The 20,979-nt window shown below is 58.8% G+C and carries 23 protein-coding genes; 14 read left to right on the top strand and 9 right to left on the bottom strand.

The window, feature by feature from the left end; genetic code table 11:
* Nucleotides 1-46: 46 nt before the first annotated feature.
* Entirely contained in the window at nt 47-1,108 is a 1,062-nt protein-coding gene (locus AC1DF8_RS23275) for a maleylacetate reductase (RefSeq protein WP_478155236.1), read from the bottom strand.
* Entirely contained in the window at nt 1,105-1,980 is an 876-nt protein-coding gene (locus AC1DF8_RS23280) for a dioxygenase family protein (RefSeq protein ID WP_478155238.1), read from the bottom strand. Before AC1DF8_RS23280 ends, AC1DF8_RS23275 begins: the two co-directional genes overlap by 4 nt.
* A 98-nt stretch (nt 1,981-2,078) precedes the next feature.
* On the opposite strand from AC1DF8_RS23280, the gene AC1DF8_RS23285 reads away from it, so the two are divergent.
* Nucleotides 2,079-3,029, top strand: coding sequence for a LysR family transcriptional regulator (locus tag AC1DF8_RS23285; protein ID WP_113201801.1), 951 nt, complete (start codon nt 2,079-2,081; stop codon nt 3,027-3,029).
* Between the two features lie 74 nt (nt 3,030-3,103).
* On the opposite strand, the gene AC1DF8_RS23290 is transcribed toward AC1DF8_RS23285, so the two are convergent.
* Complete coding sequence (locus tag AC1DF8_RS23290) at nt 3,104-3,964, bottom strand: helix-turn-helix transcriptional regulator (protein WP_478155241.1); 861 nt, start codon at nt 3,962-3,964, stop codon at nt 3,104-3,106.
* A 135-nt stretch (nt 3,965-4,099) separates the two neighbouring features.
* Between AC1DF8_RS23290 and AC1DF8_RS23295 the strand changes: the two genes are divergently transcribed.
* Nucleotides 4,100-4,948: an N-acyl homoserine lactonase family protein gene (locus AC1DF8_RS23295; protein WP_478155243.1), complete on the top strand. Its 849-nt coding sequence runs from the start codon at nt 4,100-4,102 to the stop codon at nt 4,946-4,948.
* A gap of 442 nt (nt 4,949-5,390) precedes the next feature.
* The gene (locus AC1DF8_RS23300) at nt 5,391-5,702 is read left to right on the top strand and encodes a hypothetical protein (protein ID WP_113014173.1); all 312 of its coding nucleotides are present in this window, start codon (nt 5,391-5,393) and stop codon (nt 5,700-5,702) included.
* Nucleotides 5,703-5,842: 140 nt separating this feature from the next.
* On the opposite strand, the gene AC1DF8_RS23305 is transcribed toward AC1DF8_RS23300, so the two are convergent.
* Nucleotides 5,843-6,223 carry a response regulator gene (locus tag AC1DF8_RS23305; protein ID WP_478155245.1) on the bottom strand — a complete coding sequence of 127 codons (381 nt, stop codon included), beginning with the start codon at nt 6,221-6,223 and terminating at the stop codon, nt 5,843-5,845.
* 344 nt (nt 6,224-6,567) lie between these two features.
* On the opposite strand from AC1DF8_RS23305, the gene AC1DF8_RS23310 reads away from it, so the two are divergent.
* From AC1DF8_RS23310 to AC1DF8_RS23350, 9 genes are all read left to right on the top strand, one after another.
* Nucleotides 6,568-6,897, top strand: coding sequence for an ArsR/SmtB family transcription factor (locus tag AC1DF8_RS23310; protein WP_112970396.1), 330 nt, complete (start codon nt 6,568-6,570; stop codon nt 6,895-6,897).
* Nucleotides 6,894-7,391 carry an SRPBCC family protein gene (locus AC1DF8_RS23315; protein WP_112545434.1) on the top strand — a complete coding sequence of 166 codons (498 nt, stop codon included), beginning with the start codon at nt 6,894-6,896 and terminating at the stop codon, nt 7,389-7,391. Before AC1DF8_RS23310 ends, AC1DF8_RS23315 begins: the two co-directional genes overlap by 4 nt.
* Before the next feature lie 17 nt (nt 7,392-7,408).
* Nucleotides 7,409-7,822 (top strand): GFA family protein, encoded by a 414-nt coding sequence (locus AC1DF8_RS23320; RefSeq protein ID WP_112970398.1) that lies wholly within the window; start codon nt 7,409-7,411, stop codon nt 7,820-7,822.
* Between the two features lie 375 nt (nt 7,823-8,197).
* The gene (locus tag AC1DF8_RS23325) at nt 8,198-8,503 is read left to right on the top strand and encodes a hypothetical protein (protein ID WP_112545436.1); all 306 of its coding nucleotides are present in this window, start codon (nt 8,198-8,200) and stop codon (nt 8,501-8,503) included.
* A 385-nt stretch (nt 8,504-8,888) separates the two neighbouring features.
* Nucleotides 8,889-9,482, top strand: coding sequence for a flavin reductase family protein (locus AC1DF8_RS23330; RefSeq protein ID WP_478155248.1), 594 nt, complete (start codon nt 8,889-8,891; stop codon nt 9,480-9,482).
* Between the two features lie 655 nt (nt 9,483-10,137).
* The gene (locus AC1DF8_RS23335) at nt 10,138-11,013 is read left to right on the top strand and encodes a carbohydrate ABC transporter permease (RefSeq protein WP_112545438.1); all 876 of its coding nucleotides are present in this window, start codon (nt 10,138-10,140) and stop codon (nt 11,011-11,013) included.
* Nucleotides 11,010-11,918, top strand: coding sequence for a carbohydrate ABC transporter permease (locus tag AC1DF8_RS23340; protein WP_112545439.1), 909 nt, complete (start codon nt 11,010-11,012; stop codon nt 11,916-11,918). The genes AC1DF8_RS23335 and AC1DF8_RS23340 overlap by 4 nt, the downstream gene beginning before the upstream one ends.
* 4 nt (nt 11,919-11,922) lie before the next feature.
* Nucleotides 11,923-13,026: an ABC transporter ATP-binding protein gene (locus AC1DF8_RS23345; protein WP_478155251.1), complete on the top strand. Its 1,104-nt coding sequence runs from the start codon at nt 11,923-11,925 to the stop codon at nt 13,024-13,026.
* Between the two features lie 26 nt (nt 13,027-13,052).
* Nucleotides 13,053-14,300 (top strand): ABC transporter substrate-binding protein, encoded by a 1,248-nt coding sequence (locus tag AC1DF8_RS23350; protein ID WP_478155253.1) that lies wholly within the window; start codon nt 13,053-13,055, stop codon nt 14,298-14,300.
* A 76-nt stretch (nt 14,301-14,376) separates the two neighbouring features.
* On the opposite strand, the gene AC1DF8_RS23355 is transcribed toward AC1DF8_RS23350, so the two are convergent.
* Nucleotides 14,377-14,820, bottom strand: coding sequence for a VOC family protein (locus tag AC1DF8_RS23355; protein ID WP_113201806.1), 444 nt, complete (start codon nt 14,818-14,820; stop codon nt 14,377-14,379).
* A 3-nt stretch (nt 14,821-14,823) separates the two neighbouring features.
* Complete coding sequence (locus tag AC1DF8_RS23360) at nt 14,824-15,258, bottom strand: VOC family protein (RefSeq protein ID WP_113014161.1); 435 nt, start codon at nt 15,256-15,258, stop codon at nt 14,824-14,826.
* Nucleotides 15,259-15,515: 257 nt separating this feature from the next.
* Between AC1DF8_RS23360 and AC1DF8_RS23365 the strand changes: the two genes are divergently transcribed.
* Nucleotides 15,516-16,388: an IclR family transcriptional regulator gene (locus tag AC1DF8_RS23365; RefSeq protein WP_113014160.1), complete on the top strand. Its 873-nt coding sequence runs from the start codon at nt 15,516-15,518 to the stop codon at nt 16,386-16,388.
* A 75-nt stretch (nt 16,389-16,463) separates the two neighbouring features.
* On the opposite strand, the gene AC1DF8_RS23370 is transcribed toward AC1DF8_RS23365, so the two are convergent.
* The 3 genes from AC1DF8_RS23370 to AC1DF8_RS23380 all read right to left on the bottom strand — a co-directional run bounded on the left by AC1DF8_RS23370 (nt 16,464) and on the right by AC1DF8_RS23380 (nt 19,792).
* Nucleotides 16,464-17,588, bottom strand: a complete 1,125-nt coding sequence (locus tag AC1DF8_RS23370; RefSeq protein WP_478155256.1) for a Gfo/Idh/MocA family protein — start codon at nt 17,586-17,588, stop codon at nt 16,464-16,466.
* A 9-nt stretch (nt 17,589-17,597) separates the two neighbouring features.
* Complete coding sequence (locus AC1DF8_RS23375) at nt 17,598-18,527, bottom strand: sugar phosphate isomerase/epimerase family protein (protein ID WP_478155258.1); 930 nt, start codon at nt 18,525-18,527, stop codon at nt 17,598-17,600.
* A gap of 206 nt (nt 18,528-18,733) precedes the next feature.
* A complete protein-coding gene (locus tag AC1DF8_RS23380; RefSeq protein ID WP_112545446.1) occupies nt 18,734-19,792 on the bottom strand; it encodes a substrate-binding domain-containing protein in 1,059 nt (352 codons plus the stop codon).
* A gap of 223 nt (nt 19,793-20,015) precedes the next feature.
* Between AC1DF8_RS23380 and AC1DF8_RS23385 the strand changes: the two genes are divergently transcribed.
* Nucleotides 20,016-20,945, top strand: a complete 930-nt coding sequence (locus AC1DF8_RS23385; RefSeq protein WP_112545447.1) for an aldo/keto reductase — start codon at nt 20,016-20,018, stop codon at nt 20,943-20,945.
* The last annotated feature ends 34 nt before the right edge of the window (nt 20,946-20,979 follow it).

The following is a 20,979-nucleotide window of genomic DNA, read 5'->3' on the forward strand; positions in this document are numbered from 1 at the left end:
CTCCCATTTTCCTCTCCTCCCAAAGAGCGCGTGATCCGGCAGATTTTCAATCTACCGGCCGGCGGCCTTCCCAGGCCTCCTGCAAGAGCGCCCGGATCGAATCCCGATCGATGGGGCGCGGGTTCCAGTAAGGATTTTCGACGGCGATCGATGCAGCGCGGTCGAGATCGGCCTGTGACAATCCGAATTCCTTGAGCGACAAAGGTGCGCCGATCGCTTTGGCAAAATCCCAAAGCCCGCCGCCGATCGAACCGCCAAAGATGTCGGCTGCCGTGGCAAGTTCCGATGCTGCCGCCTTGGCGTTGAACGCGGCCGTATGCGGTAGCATCACCGCATGGGTTTCAGCATGCGGGGTTTCAAAAGAACCGCCCAGCGTGTGGCAAATTTTGTGATGCAACGCCATGCCGACAGTGCCGAGCACCGTGCCGCAGAGCCAGGCGCCATAGAGCGCTTCATTTCGGGCGCCCGCGTCATCGGGCCTTTCGACGATTACGGGCAGGCTGCGGGAAAAGGCGCGTAGGCCCTCAAGGGCCATCAGGGTCGAAATCGGATTGCGATCGCGCGCATAGAGACCCTCGACGGCATGCGCCATGGCATTGAGCCCGCTCGTCACGCTCATCGAAACGGGCAGTCCCAGGGTCAACGCCGGATCGTAGATGACGATTTCCGGCAGGATCCGTGCGTCGCGAACAGTCGTCTTGCGACCGCCTTCCGTCTGGCCAAGAATGGGGGTGACTTCCGAGCCGGCATAGGTGGTTGGCACGACGATCTGCGGAAGGTCGGTGCGATAGGCAATCGCCTTGCCGAGCCCCGTCGTGGATCCGCCGCCGAGCGAGACCACACAATCCGCCCTGGTTTCGGCCACGACCTTCATCGCGGCCTCGGTCACGTCGACGGGCGTGTGCATGACCGCGCCGGCAAAGACGCCACAGGCAAGCGGGCCAATGTCGCGGGCCAGTGCTTCGGCATCGGCTCTCTGATGCGGCGTCGAAAGCACCAGTGCCCGCTTGCAGCCGGCATTGGTAATCCATTCAGCCAGTTTGCTTTTACTGCCCGTACCGAAGACGATCTGCGCAGGACTGCCCGCATAGGAAAATGGGCCGATCATGCCACCCTCCCCGGTTTTGCCCGGACCATGACGAAGGTAAGTTTGACCGCCTTTGCGCTGCGACCGTCGACCTCGAGGGGATCGAAAGAGGTGACAAGTTCGGGCCGCACGCCAAACAGCGCGTCTTCGTGCAGATGCGGATCACTCGCGTCGTAAACATGCGTCGTAATCGTCTCGAAGCCTTTTGCACGCACAACGAAATGCAGATGCGCCGGCCGGCGCAGCGGATAACCGGCCGCAGACAGCAGCCCGCCGACAGGACCGTCGGCCGGCACGCCGTAGCCGGACGGAACAACGGAGCGATAGGAAAAACACCCCTGCGCATCGGTTCTGAACAGGCCGCGCAGATTATGTTCCGGCTGGAGATCCGGCTGCTGGTTCTCGTAGAAGCCCTCTGCATTGGCCTGCCAGGTCACCACCTCAGCATCTGCGACCGGGAGGCCGTCGAGATCCTGGACACAAACCGAGACCAACAGCGGTTCGCCGATGCCATCGAGCGAGATCGACGAAGCCGAAGCACGTTCCGGCGCATCGGCGCGGAAGAACGGCCCGCGGATGGTATTGGGCGTCGCCCCCTTGGGCCGGCGCGAATTGATATCTTCTACGAGTGCCGAAGCGCCGACCAGATCGGACAGGAGGACCCATTCCTGCCGGCGCTCGTCCGAGGCATGACCGACCTCCGTCAGGAAGGCGATGAACCTTCGCCACTCGTCCTGGGTCGGCCGAAATTGTTTGATGAGGTCGTGCACATGGGTCACGGCGGCGGCGAGCAGTTCGACCAGCCTGTCGTCCCGGCCGGAAGAAAAGCGCTCGGCGAAGGCTTCGGACGAAGTAGCCTCGCTGAATGTCAGCGGTTGAGAGCGCCCCGCCATGCCAATCCTCCCGACTTGCTCTGCGACAGTATCGGGAGAATAGCAGGTGGAGACACATCGATTGATGATTTTGTTGGAAGATAATATAACAGATCGTTATGAAGATCGATGAGCGTCACCTGATCCAGCTCGCGGCCGTAGTCAAGACCGGCGGCGTTACCGAAGGCGCGGCTTTGCTGGGGCTCGCGCAACCTGCCGTCTCGCGCACCTTGTCGATGCTGGAGAAACGCCTGGGCGAGCCGCTGTTCGTCAAGGGCCGTCGCCCGCTGCAGCCGACAGCTTTTGGTCTCGCTCTCGCCGAGCACGGTTTCGTCATGCTGGCGTCCTCACGCAAGGCCTCCGATCTCGTCGAGAGTTTCAGGGTCGGAAAGAGCGGCGTCGTGCGCGTAGGCGGCACGCCCTTTTTCATGGACGGACTGATTGCCGGCATCTGTGCGGAGTTTCAGTCGAGCCACCCCGATGTACGCATTGACCAGAGCTACGGTTACTTCCCGGATCTCAGGGCGGCGCTGAAGGCCGACCAGATCGACCTTGCTATCTGTCCGATCGATATTCTCGACGAAGGGTCGGGGCTCGAGTTTCAGCAGATTCTTCCCGGCCGCAACGTTGTCGCCTGTCGGATCACGCACCCCCTGCTCTTGAAGAGGCGGCCACAGCCGAGCCATCTTCTCGAATATCCGTGGGTCGCACCGCCACCGGGCAGCCCCTTGCTCACGGATCTGCGCGCGCTGCTTCTCTCATTCGGGGCAACCGAGCTCAAGATCCGCTATTCGGGCGGTTCGCTGATGGCAGTGATCAACTATCTGAAAATGGCCGATGCGTTGACGATCATGCCCCATAGCGTCGTCTTTGCGCAGCGCAGGGACAAATCGATCACGGCACTGCCCATCACCATTCCGCATCCCGAACGAGCGTTGGCGATCCTCAGCCGTGTCGATGCGCCCCGTTCGCCCGCCGTCGACCAGTTTGCCACATTTGTCCGCTCCGGCTTCGAAAGTCTGAGGCACCTCATCAAACGCCACGAGGAGGCGGTCGTATGGGGTCTTTGATATGCCAGTCGCTCCGATCGTGACGCGTCAAAGCGTTTCGAACGAAAGCGAAACTGGTTCACAGACTTTCGATGTTATGACCGCCCTGTCGGACTGGTCCCAAAACTCTCGCGAAACCGGCGGGAAAAGTGTGAACGCGACACGTAACCCGCAGCCTCGGCGGCGGCGATTGCCGTCGCGCCGGACGTGATTGCATGTTGCGCTGCCCTTAGACGCTCGCGCCGCAAGATTGCACGGAAGGAGGTGCCATCCGTGGCCAATCGACGTCGCAGCGTGGACGCTCCAATTCCAAGTTTTTCTGCAACATCAGAAACGTTCCAGGGCTCTGAAGGAGCAGTTGCGATCAGCCAGGCGATATCGTCCGACAGGCTTTGTCTGAAGAGCGGTCGGGCCTCGGCAAGCGGCCGCAACAACGCCAGAACTTCTGTCAGCCTCAGCCGCTTGATCGTTTCGCCAACGCTGACATCGGCGATCGTGGATGCTGCATGGCAAATCGTCTCGACGAGATCGATGCTTAGTGGCACTGCATCGAGATCGGCGGCACGACCGGCGCGCTCTGCAACGGAGAGCGGTGGAATGCCCGCCGGCAGGGACGGCACGTCGAGCCGCAACGCTGCATAAACGCCCGTCTTGTCGTCTGGAATGTTGACCACGTCCATCGCTACACCGCCGGGCAACACGAAGAGCGAGCCGACTGGGAAGGACCGGGTGCGATCGCCAAGCCACACGTCCTTTTGGCCGTGAAGCACGATGCAGATCATGGGACAATCAAGTCGAAGAGCGGCCAGCCGTTCGCGGTCGAAGCAGCAATAGGCGAACAGTTGCTCGCCATAAGGATGCATCCCTACGTCGAGCTTCCCCGCCACCATGGGGCGGAGTCGATCGAGCAGGCGGCGGGAGAGCTCGGAACGTCGGTCGCGGATCATCATGTTCATAAGCGCAATGTATGAGAAGGCGCGGCAAGAAAAAATACCGCGGGTGAGCGTTTCGGGCTCAAGTGACCACAAATCTGGCGCATGGCCTGCGAGGAAGGGCGGCACAAGAAAGGTCTTCAACACAAGGAGACCTTTATGAAGACCTTCAAATTTGCGCTTGCAATCGGAGCAACGGTCGCATCGCTATCTTTCGCCTCCACTCCGACAYGCGCGGCTCCAGACCTTGAACTTTGGCGTCTCGATTGTGGCGACGTCATCGTCAAGGATCTGTCGATGTTTTCGGACACGTTCGCCTTTGCCGGCAAGAAGGGCGTGCTGACCGACAGCTGCTACGTGATCCGCCACGGCGGCGATTACCTGCTTTGGGACACGGGGCTTCCTGCCGGACTCATCGGCAAGGCACCCGATCAGGATGCGCCGATCGGCGTCTCGCTCAAAACCGACATCCCGACGCAGTTGAAACAGATCGGCATCAAACCGGAGCAGATCTCCACCATCGGCATCAGCCACAACCATTTCGACCATCTCGGGCAGGCCGCGACCTTTTCGAAGGCAACGCTCATGATCGGGGCTGCCGATTGGCAGACTTTTCATGACAACCCCCTACCCTTCGCTGTTGTACCGGATCTCGTCAAACCCTGGCTCGATGGCAAGGGGAAACTCGATCTCGTGACCGGCGACCGTGACGTCTTCGGCGACGGTAGCGTGATGATGCTGTCGATGCCTGGCCATACCAAAGGGGAAGCCGCCCTCCTGGTAAAGCTTGCGAAGAAGGGACCGGTCCTGCTTTCCGGCGATGTCGTGCACTTCGCGGACAACCTGGCCACTCATGGCGTGCCGGGTTTCAATGAAAACCGGGCAGATACACTTGCATCGATGGAACGCCTCGAGGCGGTTGCCGACGGGCTGAATGCCACGCTCGTCATCCAGCACGATCCCACCCATATCTCGCGCCTGCCGGTCTTCCCCGAAAGCGCAAGGTAAGAGACACAGTCGCCATTGGGCTGTGGTTACAATTGCCACCGGCATGAGATGCCGGTGGCAGCAACGGGTCAGGTCGCCACATCATTCCCTCGACAACCGGAGGTCGACCACCAGACGGCAATTCGGAAAAGGCTAATCACATCGAGGCATTGCCAACTTATCCACAGTTTCGCTTCCGAAATAATTGCCCAAAAAAGCCCGCGCCAGCGGGATTCTATGCGGCAGACGGCAGAGCTAATCCGATCGATCGAATTGCGGCCGCCAAGGCGCGGGGTTCTAATCGGATCGTCACGGTGAAGGGCGTAGATGAGACAGGCACCGGGGCTGGGGCTCGTCTTCGTGCTGGGTGGCGAGCCCCAATATTCTCGTCGCACTCATGGCGAGGCTGCGTCAGAAAAGACTGCGTTGGGGGCTTGAAGGACGAACATCAGAAGGTCCGCCAATGCCGACAACCTTGCTCGATTTCGATGACCCGAATAGCCTTGATATTGTCTGCGATGTCATCTTGGCGGACTGGTTCAACGCGGGAATAGACACGTTCGATATCAGAGACTTTCGCGGTGAGTTGGAACAATACTATATAGAGGCCGGCAGACCCGTCCCAGCGGAGATCGCGGACCCTACAAAGCTTGTTCCAACCCTCCGATTGCTGCAGGCGCGCATGCACATTGTGAAGCCGACACGGATCACCGGTATCGAATGGCAGTTCTTGCGCAATGGTGACCCCATCAAACGCAATGGCAGAAACTTCTGAACGGAATGAACATCAGTATCGAGGTTCTTGACCCTGATGAGTTCCAGCCATACCTCGCGACGATCCCCTCATGTTCTCTTGCGATACCGGAAGCTGCGCTGCGTGCAGCGGAAGGAAGGCGGCCTAAATCGCGTCTCCTCCTATGTCGCCTGTCCTGACTGATGCTGAAGCATGTGTTCGCGAGCGTTTCTAGCCGCCAGGGACAACGCCTCCCCGATCTTTTCGGGGCTTGCTGGTTTACTGATGACGGGCCGCCCATCTGTCTGCTCGATGAGATCGGGATTGGCCGTGAAATAGGCGACGCCCAGTCCGAACCCAGCAAAAAGCGCACGAGCGATGGAAGGGCCTGTGAGGCCATCGCCAAGCCGAACATCGACGAGTGCGACATCCGCCTCCGGTCCAAGCTCCACGGCTTCGGACATGTTTGTCGCAATTCCGGCAATCTCGAAGCCGGCGGCGATTGCGACGTCCTCGATTGCGAGAGCAATTCCCGGTTCGTCTTCGACGATGAGCAAGCGCATGGTTCCTCCTGAGGATGGTTCAAATACTTGTCGGCGGCGCGCGAGGACGCTGCTCGACCGGGTTACCCGGTCGCGCCTCGGGACTGCTTGATCTGGACCAAAGGCCCCGGCCCTGCTGGCGAGATTGGCGTCAATGCACGAGATCAAGATTAGGACACTGCAGCCATCGCAGAGTTCAGTTCCTGTCTCTTGGCGTCTCCAACCGCTAAACCGCTCGGTTCTTAAGCAGTTCCACATATAGGACTTCAGTCTCAGGCCCTATCCGACCAAAGTCCCCGGTGATGAGGTCAATCAAAAAATCCAATAGCATTGACTAATTGATTAGCGGGTGCTATTGGGTTTTCATGTTCGAAGCCGAAACCATAACCACTGTCATGCGTGCGCTGGCCGATCCGACGCGGCGGTCCGTGTTCGAGCGTATCGTCAATGCCGAGGAGATAACGGTGGTCGAGCTGACCCGAGGCAGCAATGTCACGCAGGGCGCGATCTCTCAGCATCTCAAATCACTGAAGCAGGCTGGCCTTGTCAGCGAACGCCCGGAGGGCCGCAATGTCTATTACCGCGCGGAGCCTGCCGGTCTCGAGCCGCTGGCCGACTGGATGACCCATTACGGCATCTTCTGGCGTGAACGCTTCACCGATCTCAGAAAGCTCCTGAAGGAAATCGACCCATGAACCAAGCCATGAAACCCGGGAGGCACGTCTCCGACACGCAGGCCATCGTCGTGGACGAAGTCTTCCCGCACGCGCCTGATATCATCTGGAAAGCGCTGACCAGCGGCGAGTTGATCGGCCGTTGGCTGATGGCGCCCGATGGATTTTTGCCCGTCACCGGCAATCGTTTCACCTTTCAGACCAAACCGGCCGGCAAATGGGACGGAACCATTCATTGCGAGGTACTGGAGGTCGTAGCGAACGAGCGATTGTCCTATGCGTGGAAGGGCGGCCATGAGAGCAATGATGACGGATATGGTTCGAAGCTGGAGACGGTGGTGACCTTCACCCTCGCCCAGGCGGAAACCGGCACGCGCCTGCGGCTCGTCCATTCCGGCTTCGTTCTACCGAGGAACGACATTGCCTATCGCAACATGAGCGAAGGCTGGAAGAAGGTCGTCGAACGGCTGGATACCGTCGTTGCTGAAGAGGCGACTTCGCAGGGGCTGGATTGAGGCAAGGAGAGAGCGATATGACGAAGTCCTATAACGGCGGCTGCGCCTGTGGCGCGATCCGCTACGAGATATCGGGAGAACCGGCCGTGATGGTCGATTGCCAGTGCCGACAATGCCAGCGCTCCAGCGGTACCGGACATCAATCGCATCTGACTTTCATTGCAGCCGAAGTGAAGGTCGACGGAAAAGCATCCGTGTATCAGACCGTCGGCGAAGGCGGAACCGTCAAGCAGCGCGGCTTCTGCCCGACATGTGGATCGGCCGTTTTCATGACATTCCCCGATATGCCTGAGGTCTACATCGTCACGCCGGCAAGCCTTGACGATCCAAGCCGATATCAGCCGCAATTGGTATCCTGGACCGCAGCCGGATACGCTTGGGACCACCTCGATCCGGCCGTCCCAAAATTCGAGAAGATGCCGCCGGCCTGAGCACTGGACATGACGCTCTTCTTTCAATGAAAGCAGCACAATCGCGGACCGATTGATCGGACTGCCGGACCTCTCAGCCGTGATGCGGGCATTCAACCGGCAGAACGTCACTATCCGTCGGGGAAATGGCTCAGCCCCCAACTCGCGGCTTGTTCTACTGAACATGCTGACCGCCTTGCCCGGTCCGCGCCCGTTCCACGCAGCGATGACAACAGCCGCGCAGCTTTGGATTAAATTGGACGCCAGGGCCTTGAATCAGCCAACTTAGCGGTCGAGTGGCCAGAACTCTCAGGGTGATTTCTGCAAAGGTGTGAGTTGACCGTTTCCAATGGCGAGGCGACACTCACGGTCTGCGGCAAGCCAGGAGGAAAAATTATGGATGAGCCACACGGCTGGCGCCAGATGACAACCGCGCCGAAAGACGGCAGCCGGATACTCGTTACGATCCGCCCGTCCGAACAGGGGCCGGCAGAAGTTGACCTTGCCTATTGGTCGAATGGCGATCAGTTCGGTGCAGAAGGCTGGCGTGCTTCCGATTCCTCGCCCGGCCGCCTCGTGGAATATGCCGAGCCGGAATTGAAGTGCTGGATGCCAATGCCCTCGGCCAATTCCGGCATCACCTCCATGCCCTCACCCTGGGAAGGCGACGACGCCCAGCAACTCGACGGGTCAGGGATTTGAGAGCTCCTGCGACCGGGTTGCGATGATTCGATACCCTGCGGATATAAAGGTGCGAGCGGGCAAGGCTCCTCTAGTCGTGCGGCGATTCCCAGGTGCTTCAGAACGGGTAATGATGGTGAGGCTCTTCGACGGTCGTCGTAATGGTAATTGCATCTGCGCCTGAACAAACGGCCCGTTGATGCGGCAGATGTCGCTCTCGATCCGGGCGGCGACCGCGATTGCGCGCTGCTGGTCGCGGCACAGGGTATCCAAACTCTCGCACTAGACCTTCACGTTGCCGATATCCGTGGATGGGGCGCTTGCAGAATTGCGTCCTTTCGCAGCGTCTCGCTCCATCGTAAGACTTGGAGCAATGTCAGGAACCGCAATTCACCGTGGACTTCTAATGAACGAACATATGAAGGCTGTTGAACTCAAAAAGGCTTTTCGCCTGATCAACTACGGACCAACGATCCTGGTATCGGCCCGCCACGGCGGTATTGACAACGTCATGGCTGCCGCATGGTGCTGCGCGCTCGATATCGATCCACCGAAGCTGACCGTGGTGGTCGACAAGATTGCCCAGACGCGAACACTGATCGAGGCGAGCGGACGTTTCGTCATACAGGTGCCGACGGTTGCGCAGCTCCAGCTGACGCATGAGGTTGGAAACCGCAGCCTGTTTGAGGAGCCTGACAAGCTGCAGAAGTCAGGGGTATCGATTTTCGATGTGCCGGGCCAGGACCTGCCCTTCGTGAAAGGCTGCTCGGCCTGGCTCTCATGCAGGTTGATCGACGAGCCTCATATCCAGGATGCTTACGACCTGTTTATCGGCGACGTAACGGCGGCATGGGCGGATGACCGTGTGTTTCGCGACGGACACTGGCACTTTGAAACAGCCGGGCCTGAATGGCGCAGTCTGCATCACGTTGCGGGTGGTCATTTCTACGCCATTGGCGAAGCGCTTTCGGTCGAAGCAGAACCTGTCGAGCGCGCGTAGTCCCTACACTGACCGGAAGACCAATCCAGCCTTTGGTCGCACCTGAGGTCAGCCCGTCGACGAAAAAGGTTCTCGAAGAAGAAAAACAGGAGAGCGATTGGTAGCGCCATCACCATCGAGGCCGCCATGACCGCTCGCCGAACGGTGTTGACTCGGTCGATTTGGGCGGCATCGCCGAACTCAAATGGATTGCTGAATATGTCGATCTGCATTCGATCATGATGGCGCCCCATGGGACGGCGAATGGTTCGCTCGGCCTCAAGGCACTATTCAGGTCCGCGCCACCCTGCCCCGTGACTTCATCGCCTTCGAATACAAGATCGGAGATCCGGAGGGCTGCCGCAGACGATCGTCAAGGATGGTTTTGTCGATGTGATCGACCGGCCAAGCATACGTATCGATCTTCTGCCCGAACAGGCGAGACGGGGTCTCGGGGAGGACTATTGTGCATTCTTCGAATGATCGACGATCCGAAGATCGCCACTCGATCCAACTTCAGCGCGAGCAACAGCTGCGGCCGCAGCCAATTGTCATTTGACATCGCGATTATTTGATTCCTATAGTTGATCTATTATGAACTAGATGTTGTTCATATAAGAAACAGGAGCGCAGCGATCTGGAGGAGCAGAGCGCTGAAGACCTGAGGAGGAGGCTCATGGGAATCCGATGGAGCCGCGTCACCCCGCATCTGGCCGTTGCGCCTGCGGCACTGTTGACGCTTGTCTTTTTCGTTGGGGCGATAGGCTGGACCGTCTATCTCTCCTTCACGGCGTCCAGACGCTTTCCCGACTATGAATTGGTCGGCTGGAAGCAGTACTGGCGGCTGTTTCACGATCCGTCCTGGATTCTGTCGCTGCAGAACCTCGTCATCTTTGCTGTGGGTAGCCTGCTGTCGATCGTTACAGGTTTCATCTTGGCAGCGCTGATCGACAAGGAAGTGCATGGCGAGGGCGTCTTCCGCACCGTCTTTCTCTATCCCCTCGCCGTCTCGCTGATCGTCACCGGCCTCGTCTGGCGCTGGCTCTTCAATCCGGGCCTCGGCGTAGAGAATGTGCTGCACTCGATGGGCTGGGAGAGCGCCTCCTTCAACTGGCTTGCAAGTCAGGACACCGTCATGTTCGGCGTTATTCTGGCGGCGGTCTGGCAATCGACCGGCTTCTTCATGGCGCTCATGCTCGCAGGCCTGAAGTCTATCAATACCGAGATCTGGCAGGCCGCGCGCCTCGATGGCGTGCCCTTCTGGCGGCTCTATATCGAGGTCATCATTCCCATGATGAAACTCACCTTCCTGACCTGCATCATCCTGCTCTGCATCGGCGTGGTGAAGGCCTATGACATCATCGTCGCCATGACCAATGGTGGACCGGGCGGCGCCTCGGTCATGCCTGCTTATTTCGTCATCGATGCCTATTGGCAGAAGCAGAACCTCGGTTTCGCGTCCGCGGGTGCCACCGTCATGCTCTTGACGACGCTCATTCTGTTCCTGCCGCTCGTCATCATCACCGCCATCAGGCAAAGGAGGGAGGCATGACGGCGATATCAGCCGCATCGCAATCCGGCCGCGAGACCAGGGTGCGTCGGCGTCCGCTGATCCGGCCGAGCCGGGTGGTGATCTTCCTGTTCCTTTTGATGGCGGCTGCCTTCTTTGCGGTGCCGCTCTATGTCATCGTCGTCACGTCCTTCAAGACGATGGATCAGATTCGCGAGGGACAGATATTCTCCCTGCCCTCGCCCTGGACGACCGATGCCTGGTCCTATGCCTGGATGCAGGCCTGTTCGGGCATGAACTGCAACGGCGTGCGCATCGGCTTTGTCAATTCACTCTATATTCTGACTCCCAGCCTGGTTCTGACGATCTCGTTGTCGATCATTACCGGCTACGGTCTGGCACTCTGGAACGTCAAATGGGCGAACGGCTTCCTGTTCGTGCTTTTCATCTGCGCCTTCGTGCCGTTCCAGATCATCATGTATCCGCTGATCAAGATCACCGGCGCGCTGCATATCTACGGCACGACATTCGGCATAGCCGTCATTCACAGCGTGTTATCAATGCCTTTCCTCACATTGATTTTCCGCAATTATTTCAAGGGAATGCCACCGCAGATCATTGCCGCCGCTATGATCGATTCCGGCTCTTTCTGGCGGATATTCTTCGAGATCGTCCTGCCGATGTCGGGCAATATCATGATCGTCGTGCTGATCCTGATGATAACAGGCATCTGGAACGACTTCCTGGTCGGCCTAACATTCGGCGCGCAGGACACGCAACCGATGACGGTCGTACTCAACAACATCACCGTCACGACGACAGGCGCCAAGAACTATGCGGTCGATATGGCTTCCGCACTGCTCACCGCGTTGCCGCCGCTCGTCATCTACTTCGTTCTCGGCAGGTTCTTCGTGCAGGGCATCACTGCCGGCGCCATCAAGGGATAGAGGCATGCCTTCCATTGCATTCAACAATATAGTCAAGAAGTTCGGCGCGCTGACGGTCATCGAGAACCTGAACCTCAGCATTGGTGACGGCGAGTTTCTTGTGCTGCTCGGGCCCTCCGGCTGCGGCAAGACAACGCTTCTCAATCTCCTGGCTGGCCTGCTGGAGATTGACGACGGAGAAATCCTCATCGACGAGCGGGATGTCAGTTACCTCGACCCCAAGGATCGCGGCCTCGCCATGGTCTTCCAGTCCTATGCGCTTTATCCCACCAAGACAGTGCGTGGGAACATGAATTTCGGGCTTTCTTCCCGCGGCATTTCGCGGGAGGAAGCGGATAAGCGGATCGCCTGGGCAGCCAGGCTCCTGCAGATCGAGCATCTGCTCGACCGCAAACCCTCGCAGCTTTCCGGCGGCCAGCGCCAGCGTGTGGCGATCGGCCGGGCGCTGGTCAAACAGTACGGCGTCTGCCTGTTCGACGAGCCGCTCTCCAACCTCGATGCCAAGCTGCGCAACGAGATGCGCATGGAGATCAAGAAGCTCCACAACCAGCTCAAGAATACCGTCGTCTACGTGACCCACGATCAGGTAGAGGCCATGACCATGGCCACCAAGATCGCCGTGATGAACAAGGGCGTCATCCAGCAATTCGGCACGCCGGATGAGATCTACAATGAGCCGGCCAACCTTTTCGTTGCGGATTTCGTCGGGTCGCCGGCCATGAACCTGCTCGACTGCACCCTCAGGCGTGATGGCGGCGATCTCGTTGCCGTGGATGAGAAGGACAGCATCCGCATCGATCTCGGCGAATATAAGTGGAAGTCGAAGGCGGCCGAAGGCAAGCCTGTGAAGATCGGCTTCCGGGCGGAGGAGCTTCTGATCGAGGAGCGCCAGGATGCGGGAAATACCGTCCGTTTCGATTGCCCGGTCGAATATTTCGAGAAATCCGGACCAGATGCTTTCGCCTTCCTGACGATGTCGGGAAAGAGCATCGCCGTGCGCATCGATGGGCGAGACGCAAATCGCTATCGCAGCCAGCAGGCTCTGCCCGTTTATCTGCCGCTGACCAAATTGAACGTCTTCGACGCTCCGACCGGCCAGCGGCTCTGATCAGATCTAAAAGGGAGGAATGATGCATGACAAAATGGAAATCGCTGAAACGACTATCACTGTTGCTTGCCGCGACCACTCTTGCTGCAAGCGCCTGGGCAGACGAAGTCGTCGTCTATCACACCTGGTCCAAACCCTCAGAGATTGCGGCGCTCACCGTTCTCAGGGAGGCGTGGGCCAAGGACGGCCACCAGTGGAAAGACCTGTCCATTGCCCATGACTCCGGGGCCAACGTAAGCCTGATGAACATGATCACGGGCGGCAATCCGCCTGCGATCTTCATGAACTCCGATCCCGGCATCTATCGGGATCTGAACAAGCAGGGTCTCGGCGTGCCGCTCACCAAGCTGTTCGACAGCATCGGCGCAACGAAGAACTTCCCGCCCTCGGTTCTCAAGAACATCACTGTCGACGGCGAGATCATGAAGGCTCCCGCAACGGTGCATATCGACGGCATGGTTTACTACAACAAACATGTCGCGGAAGCGGCCGGCGTCGACCCGAAATCCTGGAAGTCGCTCGACGATCTCTTTGCAGCCTTCGACAAGGTCAAGGCCGCCGGCTACATCCCGATCGCCCAGGGCGGCGACCAGTTCCAGAAGGCCTATCTGCTGCAGGCATTGATCGCCTCGGAAGAGGGCCCCGATATCTACAATCGCTTCTACGGCGAGAAGCCCGACCGCACCGTGATCGATACGCCGGAGATGCGGGCGGCTCTTAAGCGTTTCCGCCAGATTGCCGACCACACGGATCCGGGCTCACCCAATCGCCAATGGAACGACACGACCAATCTGGTCATCACCGGAAAGGCCCTGCTGCAGATCCATGGCGACTGGATGAAGGGCGAGTTCATGGCCGCGCAAAAGAAGCTCGGCGAGGATTTCGACTGCATCAACATTCCGGGAACCAAGGCTGTCGTCGTCACCGTCGATTCCTGGGGCTTCCTCAACACCAACAATGCCGACACCGCAAAAGCCCRGGAAGACTTTGCCAAGCTCGATGTCGATCCGAAGCTCAATGCCGATTTCGTGCTGAAGAAGGGTGCAAGCCCCGTTCGTACCGACGCCGATACGACGAACCTCGATGCCTGCAACAAGCTCGTTCTGGAAACGCTGAAAGATCCGACGAAGCAGGTTTCCAACCCCTTCAATATGGCCGACGCCGACTGGTATCGCACCATCTGGCAGGAAGCCGATAAATACTGGAGCGATCCGAAGCGGACGGATGACGAGTTCGTTCAGGCGATGCAGGACGCCTACGACCAGATTTTCTGAGATCGACAGACGAAAGAACCCGGCAGGTGACTGCCGGGTTCTCTTAAATCCTTGCCGTTAAGGCAATACAGTCCATTTAGACTGATTCAGCATGCAGCCTCTTGATGGCCTGCAGCTGAATGCAATCAGGCGCCATTTCCATGACCTCGATCTGCGTGCCATCAGGATCCTCGATCCAGGCACCGCGATTGCCATCGATACCGATTTTGGTCGGCCTTGGCTGGCTGGGCTGAATACCGACTTTTGCAAGCTCTTCGAACGTCTTGTCGATATTTTCGACGGTGAGGCAGATATGGAAGATGCCGATAGTGTCAGGGGCGGTTTCCGGCCGCCTTACGCCCTTTGGGAAAAGCTCCAAATACTGATCGTCGTTGATGCGCAGATACACGATCCACGCTTCGCCCTGATCGTTCAGCAGACGCGTCATCTCGCGAAAGCCGAGTTTCTGGTAAAATGCGAGCGACTTATCCAGGTCGTTGACGCGCAAGGCGATATGGCCGAGATGCTTGAAAAGGTCCATGGCTCAGGCCCGTCCGTTGATGCGGCGAACAGCGGCCGTCTGCATGGCGTCTGCGCCAAGCTGCATCAGTTCGATGCGGTTGCCCTCGGGATCGGCGATCCAGGCCTGGTAGTTGTTGTCGACGCCGAGCTTCTTTTCGGCCGTCAACACAACGCCACGGCTGGTGATGTCGGCGATCGCCTCGTCGATATTTTCGACCTCGAGGCACAGATGGTTATAGCCGACATTGGCAAATGGCGGTGCGCCGTCGCCAACACCCTCGGGAAACAGTTCGATGAACTGCGTGTCGGTGATCTTGAGGTAGACGATCCACAGGCGGCCGTCACGCTCGAGCCGGAACATTTCGTCGAAGCCCAGCTTGTTGACATAGAAGTCGAGCGAGCTGTCGATGTTCTTCACACTGACGGCCACATGTCCGATCGATTTCACACTTTTCATTGCATCCTCCTCCGTATTTCCGTTGCACAGCGCACGCTGGCGCAGCCACCTGCCGAACCTCCTGATCCGGCATTTCTCGGAACGTCGTGCCGAGGATAAATCGACGTGACGTTTCTTATTTGAACTGATATAAGTTCATTTAAGAATTTATCGGCATTCAGGTGTCGGAGTCAATCGAAAGGAGCCGCGATTGCGTGAACTCCACGCATTGCTTATGGAAGGCTAAGCATTGCCCCGATGGGCCTGGCAGGATTTTCATGACCGACATTAGCGAAGACGCCGCGCAGAAATATCGCATCCCCGTCATCGAGCAGATGGTGGAGGTGTTTGCGCTCCTGGAGCGCACGCCGGAAGGTGCTACGATCCGCGACGTTGTGAAGGCCGTGAAGCTGTCGCGCACCACGGTCTACCGCATGCTGAACACGCTGAGCGCCTACGATTTCGTGCACCGTTCACCGGCGGGAAGCTATACGCTCGGGCGGCGCCTGCTCACCCTTGCTGCCCATGTCGCCCCGACCGTTGCGAGCTACGATCTCTTGGCGATCGCGCAGCCGCATCTGAACAAGATCTCGGAACTCCTGGGTGAAGGCAGCAAGCTGACGGTACCATCCGGCGACAATATTCTGGTCGTCGCCTCGGCGCAGGGGCATGGCCAATATGCTCTGTCGGCGACGGCCGGCCAGCGTCTGCCGTTTCATGCGGGCGCGGCCGGCAAGATCCTGCTCGCCTTTTCACTGCAGGAGGATATTGAGCGTCGCCTGACCAAGCTCGAGCGCTTCACCAGCCAGACGATTACTGACCCCAGGCAGATGCTTGACGAGCTTGCGCTGATCCGGAAGCAGAACTGGGCGCGGGACATGGGGGAGCAGATGTCCGGCGTTCACGCGATCGCAGCCCCCGTCCGGGATCATCAGGATACGGTCATTGCAGCCGTCAGCGTTCCCTTCGTCACAGGCGTCGACGAAAAGCGCATAGCGGACATCAGACAGGCGGTGATCGCGGCAGCACAATCAATCACCAACGACATCCGCTCGGCAACGCCTCACATGGCGTCGGAAGAACTGGCCGACGAGAAGCCAGCACCAAAGCGCGCAAATCAGAAGACGGCAACAAGGCCGAAGCAGCGATAGACATCCAGCCGTCTGAACTCTCCTCTCCTCGACGGACGATGCATTCTCGCATCGCCCGGCCGGCGGGAGAGAGTTCTAACTGAAACTGCCTTCCTTCAGATGCTTCGGAATTGGATCCGGACGACCGCAGCTGCTGCGGATGGCGACCGGCCGTTTGGACTGTGCAGATCGTTCAAAGGCGGTCATCACCTCGAGGGCATGAAAAGCGAGTTCCGACGAGACGCGGTGCGGCCTGCCGGAGCGCAGTGAATCCACCATTTCGGCTGCACCAAGTCCTCTCAGGCCGAGATGACCGGGAACGCCTTCGACGTAGGGATGATCGACTGCCACCTCCTCCCAGGCCTCATCGCCTTCGGTGAAGATCTCGACCTTGCCCGTGAAGTTGTTTGGGTCCGGCGTTACCATCGAGCCCTTGGAACCATAGATCTCGATCTGGTTGTGCTTGTGCTTGATGACGTCAAAGCTCGTGGCGATCGTCACCGTCGCACCGCTATGGAACTCCATGACACCGGTCAGATGCGTCGGCGTCAGCACCTTGATCGTCTCGCCGAAACGTGGCTGCGTCTTTACGGTCCGCTCAATGCGGGTGACCTTGGCAGCGCCGAAGACTTCGCGAACCGGTCCGAGAAGGGCGATCAGATTGGTGACATAATAGGGGCCGACATCGAGCATCGGCCCACCGCCGCGACCGTAGAAGAATGCCGGATTGGGATGCCAATGCTCGTGACCCGGCAGAAGCAGCATGGCGGTTGCGGAAATCGCCGTGCCGATGCGGCCTTCGTCGTAGAGACGCCGCGTCAACTGATGGCCGCCGCCCAGAAACGTATCGGGTGCGCAGCCGAGCCGCAGATCGCCGGCCCGGGCAAGCGCCATCAATTCCTCGGCTTCTTCCATCGAAACCCCGAGCGGCTTTTCGGAGTATAGGTGTTTGCCGGCAAGCAGCGCCTTCTTGCTGATGGAATAATGCGCGGTCGGGGTGGTGAGGTTGATAATGAGGCCGATTTCGGGGTCGGCAAGCATTGAATCGAGCGACACCGACTGCACCCCGAACTGTTCGGCAAGCTTGCGCGCCGGTTCCTGGTAGAGGTCGTAGATCGATTTCACGCGAATGAAATCGAACATATGCAGCGTCGCGACATAAGTGGCGCTAATATTCCCGGCACCGACAATGCCGACTTTCATAGGGTTGTTCCCGCTCATTTTGGTTCCTCAGGCGATGATGATGTCGAGTTCGGCAGCGCAGTCGCGCAGGTAGCGGATGCCGCGCTTCATTTCGGAATCGAATTCCGGCGTGGCTTCGCGGAAATGGGTCCAGTGCGACGCGCCGGGCGCATCCTCGAGCTCCAGGGTTATCGGTCCCGAATAGCCTATTGTGCGCAGGGCCGCGAAAATCGCCTTCCAGTCGATCTTGCCGCGACCGGGGCGCCAATGGGCATTGGTGTGCCCCTCATTGTCGGAGAAATGTGTGTTGTAGATCCGGTCTCCAAGCTGCAGCACCACGTAATGCGGCATGTCGCCCGCTGGAAAGAGGTGGCTTGGATCGAAATTGAGTCCGAGATTGGGTGCGCCCGTGCGCTCGATCAATCGCAGCATTCCCTGACCCGAGCTTACCCAGCGATAGGGGTGCGGTTCGATGGCGACACGCAGCCCGGCATCCGCGGCAAGGCCGCAAGCGGCGGCGAAGCCTTCCACGACGACCTCATATTCCTCAGCCCAATCCCATTCGGGCCTGACGGCGGCGGACCATTCTTGGGAGGTGGGCCGCTGCAGGATCGGCCGGATATCCGATTGGAAAGGATAAGGCGTCATGCTTGTCATGATCGGTGTGCCGATCTTTGCCGCCAGCTCGACGCCGCGTTTATAGGCATCCAGGTCCGCGCGCGAGGCCGGCGCGCCATCGTCGCGTGAAAATGGCAGATTGTAGAAGAAGTTGGTCAGCGTCAGACCTTCGCCGTCGGCGATCGACCTGAGCTCGCGGATCGTCTCGTCGGTGTAATAACCGAGCATGTCGACGGACCACGCCGTCAGCTCGAAACCTTTGCAGCCGGTGGCAGCCAGCCGGCGCAGAGGTGCCGCATAAGGCGGGTTCCAGTTAAACGTCCAAATTGGCGAGCCGAAAAAAAGCGCTTGAGCACCCACGCCGTCCTCCCATCATTTCGCAGCGTATTTTCTCGCCCTCTGGAGCGCTCCTCCGCTTCAAAAGGCAATTCGTAACGTTACGAATGCATGGCGTGGCTTATTGTGTCAACGGCATTCCCTTTGGATTTCTATTTCCCTTGCGACAACGCCAGCCGAATTCGTAACGTTACGAACGACTTGACCTGCGAGGAATTTCCGGGGGATTTTTAGCGAAGGTTGAATTCGCTGCGGCGTTCGACAAAACTGGCACGGACGATCTCAATCAGGCCGGATGCAGCCTCGCCCTGCATCGACCTGTAGAGAAGATCGCTCAGGCGCTGTCCGATGAGGAAATTCGGGAAATAATAGGTACTGAGCGACGGGTTGTAGAAGTCGTGAAGCCGACTGCCCGAATAGGTCAGTATGGAAAAATCCTCGCCGACCTTTCGCCCGAGATCGGCGAGACCGGAAACGAAGCCAAGGGCCGCCTCGTCGCTTGCCACGAAGGCGCTGGTGACATCAGGGTATTTGGCAAGCGCATCCACGGCAATCTTCTTGCCGCTGTCAGGGGTGGTTGCGGTGAAGAACATCCGCTCGTCGGGAACGGTTTGGTTCCGGCGATTGAACTCAGCCGTCCAGCCCTTGATGAATTGCAGGCTGTAGGTGAACTGGCTGGAAGGCGCGACAAGTAGCGGTGCCTTGTGTCCTGCATCGAGCAAACGCGCCGCAGCCGCCGCGCCGATCTCCTCGTGGTCTATGTCGATACTTGGATGTTTGCTCAGCAACTCAGTGCGCCCGAAGGTGACGAAGGGCATGCCGACCTCCAGCAGATATTTCACCCGATCGTCCTGGGGTCTCGTATGGGTGAGAATGACGCCATCGACCGTCCCTTCCTCGACGAGATCCCGCACCGTTGTCAGCGGATCGTCTGCCTGAAACTGTGGGACAACGGTCGTGCGGTAGCCCAGGCGTTTCATCGCGCCGCAAAAACCCTCGATCAGCGAAGCGACGACGATATTCATCTCGCCCTCCCGCTGGAACGGCATGATGACACCGACGGCATGTGTCTTGCCCGTTTTCAGGTTTATGCCGCCGAGGTTCGGTCGATAACCGAGATCGGATGCGGCTTTCTTGACGAGGTCGATCGTCTCCCGGTTGACCTCGGGCCCGTCCTTCAAAGCACGGCTGACAGTCGTGACGGAGAGGCCCACCGATTTCGCCACGGTACGCAGGGTCACCCGCTGCGCAGCCCGACGGGACGCCGCCAATTTTGCCTGATCCGCCACGCATTTCCTCCAGTTTACAGCCGATGTCCTTGCGGAAGCATGGCAATCTCTAGCCTATCATGGGAGGTTCGTCCAAAGGGAGCGACCGAATCCGAGGCCGGCATCAGCGAATCTTCGATGCCATTGATCGCTGACAACAATAGCTTCGGCTGGCCATGCGGCCGTCGTTCGCATAATAAGCAGATAACTATTTAGTTATTTCCCAACCTCCGAGGTATTCATCATGAAATTCTACAGGCTTCCGCAAACCGACCTCGACGTGTCGAGCATCATCCTTGGAATGATGCGGATCCCAAACATGAGCAACGGCGAAATTCAGCAGCTCGTTGGGGCGGCCCGGGACGCCGGCGTGACGTTTTTCGATCATGCTGACATCTATGGAGGCACGCCGCATCGCTGCGAGGCTCGCTTTGGCGAGGCAATTTCACTTGATGCGGCCGAACGGGAAAAGCTTGTCATCCAGAGCAAGGTCGGCATCCGCAAGGGATTTTTCGATTTCTCCGCCGAGCATATTCTGGCCTCCGTGGATCAATCGCTCGCGGCGCTGAAGACCGACTATCTGGACGTGCTTCTGCTGCATCGTCCCGATACGCTCGTCGAGCCCGAGGAAGTTGCCGCAGCCTTCGACACGCTCAAATCTTCGGGCAAGGTACGCCATTTCGGCGTTTCCAACCACACGCCTGGCCAGGTCGAACTTCTTAAAACTGCGGTGACGCAGCCACTCATCGTCAACCAGGTACAGCTCAGCATCACGCACGCGCCATTGATCGCATCAGGCGTCGCAGCCAACATGGCCGGCCTTGACCAGTCAGTCGATCGCGACAACGGTCTCCTCGACTATTCCCGCATCAATGGCATGATGCTGCAGGCGTGGTCGCCATTCCAGAAGGGCTTTTTCGACGGCGTATTCCTCGGCGACCGCGAAAACTTTGCCGATCTGAACGATGTCATCGACGAACTCGCCAAGGCTTACGGCGTCACCCCGACAGGTATTGCCGTTGCCTGGATCACCCGCCATCCGGCAAAAATCCAGGTCGTCCTTGGCACCACGAAACCGGAACGTGTCGTCGAAGCCGCAGCCGGCTCTTCTGTCTCGCTCACCCGCCAGGAATGGTATCGGCTGTTTACGGCCGCAGGACACACTTTGCCCTGACCTGCCTCGAAGATGCTGCCGTCCGTCAATCGGA

The sequence above is a fragment of the Rhizobium sp. 05N49 genome, from assembly GCF_056396805.1.

Bases quoted from the DNA above. Each gene is read 5' to 3' on its own strand.
- AC1DF8_RS23275 (WP_478155236.1), bottom strand. From the start codon at position 1,108: ATGATCGGCCCATTTTCCTATGCGGGCAGTCCTGCGCAGATCGTCTTC.
- AC1DF8_RS23280 (WP_478155238.1), bottom strand. From the start codon at position 1,980: ATGGCGGGGCGCTCTCAACCGCTGACATTCAGCGAGGCTACTTCGTCC.
- AC1DF8_RS23285 (WP_113201801.1), top strand. From the start codon at position 2,079: ATGAAGATCGATGAGCGTCACCTGATCCAGCTCGCGGCCGTAGTCAAG.
- AC1DF8_RS23290 (WP_478155241.1), bottom strand. From the start codon at position 3,964: ATGAACATGATGATCCGCGACCGACGTTCCGAGCTCTCCCGCCGCCTG.
- AC1DF8_RS23300 (WP_113014173.1), top strand. From the start codon at position 5,391: ATGCCGACAACCTTGCTCGATTTCGATGACCCGAATAGCCTTGATATT.
- AC1DF8_RS23305 (WP_478155245.1), bottom strand. From the start codon at position 6,223: ATGCGCTTGCTCATCGTCGAAGACGAACCGGGAATTGCTCTCGCAATC.
- AC1DF8_RS23310 (WP_112970396.1), top strand. From the start codon at position 6,568: ATGTTCGAAGCCGAAACCATAACCACTGTCATGCGTGCGCTGGCCGAT.
- AC1DF8_RS23315 (WP_112545434.1), top strand. From the start codon at position 6,894: ATGAACCAAGCCATGAAACCCGGGAGGCACGTCTCCGACACGCAGGCC.
- AC1DF8_RS23320 (WP_112970398.1), top strand. From the start codon at position 7,409: ATGACGAAGTCCTATAACGGCGGCTGCGCCTGTGGCGCGATCCGCTAC.
- AC1DF8_RS23325 (WP_112545436.1), top strand. From the start codon at position 8,198: ATGGATGAGCCACACGGCTGGCGCCAGATGACAACCGCGCCGAAAGAC.
- AC1DF8_RS23330 (WP_478155248.1), top strand. From the start codon at position 8,889: ATGAACGAACATATGAAGGCTGTTGAACTCAAAAAGGCTTTTCGCCTG.
- AC1DF8_RS23335 (WP_112545438.1), top strand. From the start codon at position 10,138: ATGGGAATCCGATGGAGCCGCGTCACCCCGCATCTGGCCGTTGCGCCT.
- AC1DF8_RS23340 (WP_112545439.1), top strand. From the start codon at position 11,010: ATGACGGCGATATCAGCCGCATCGCAATCCGGCCGCGAGACCAGGGTG.
- AC1DF8_RS23345 (WP_478155251.1), top strand. From the start codon at position 11,923: ATGCCTTCCATTGCATTCAACAATATAGTCAAGAAGTTCGGCGCGCTG.
- AC1DF8_RS23355 (WP_113201806.1), bottom strand. From the start codon at position 14,820: ATGGACCTTTTCAAGCATCTCGGCCATATCGCCTTGCGCGTCAACGAC.
- AC1DF8_RS23360 (WP_113014161.1), bottom strand. From the start codon at position 15,258: ATGAAAAGTGTGAAATCGATCGGACATGTGGCCGTCAGTGTGAAGAAC.
- AC1DF8_RS23365 (WP_113014160.1), top strand. From the start codon at position 15,516: ATGACCGACATTAGCGAAGACGCCGCGCAGAAATATCGCATCCCCGTC.
- AC1DF8_RS23370 (WP_478155256.1), bottom strand. From the start codon at position 17,588: ATGAGCGGGAACAACCCTATGAAAGTCGGCATTGTCGGTGCCGGGAAT.
- AC1DF8_RS23385 (WP_112545447.1), top strand. From the start codon at position 20,016: ATGAAATTCTACAGGCTTCCGCAAACCGACCTCGACGTGTCGAGCATC.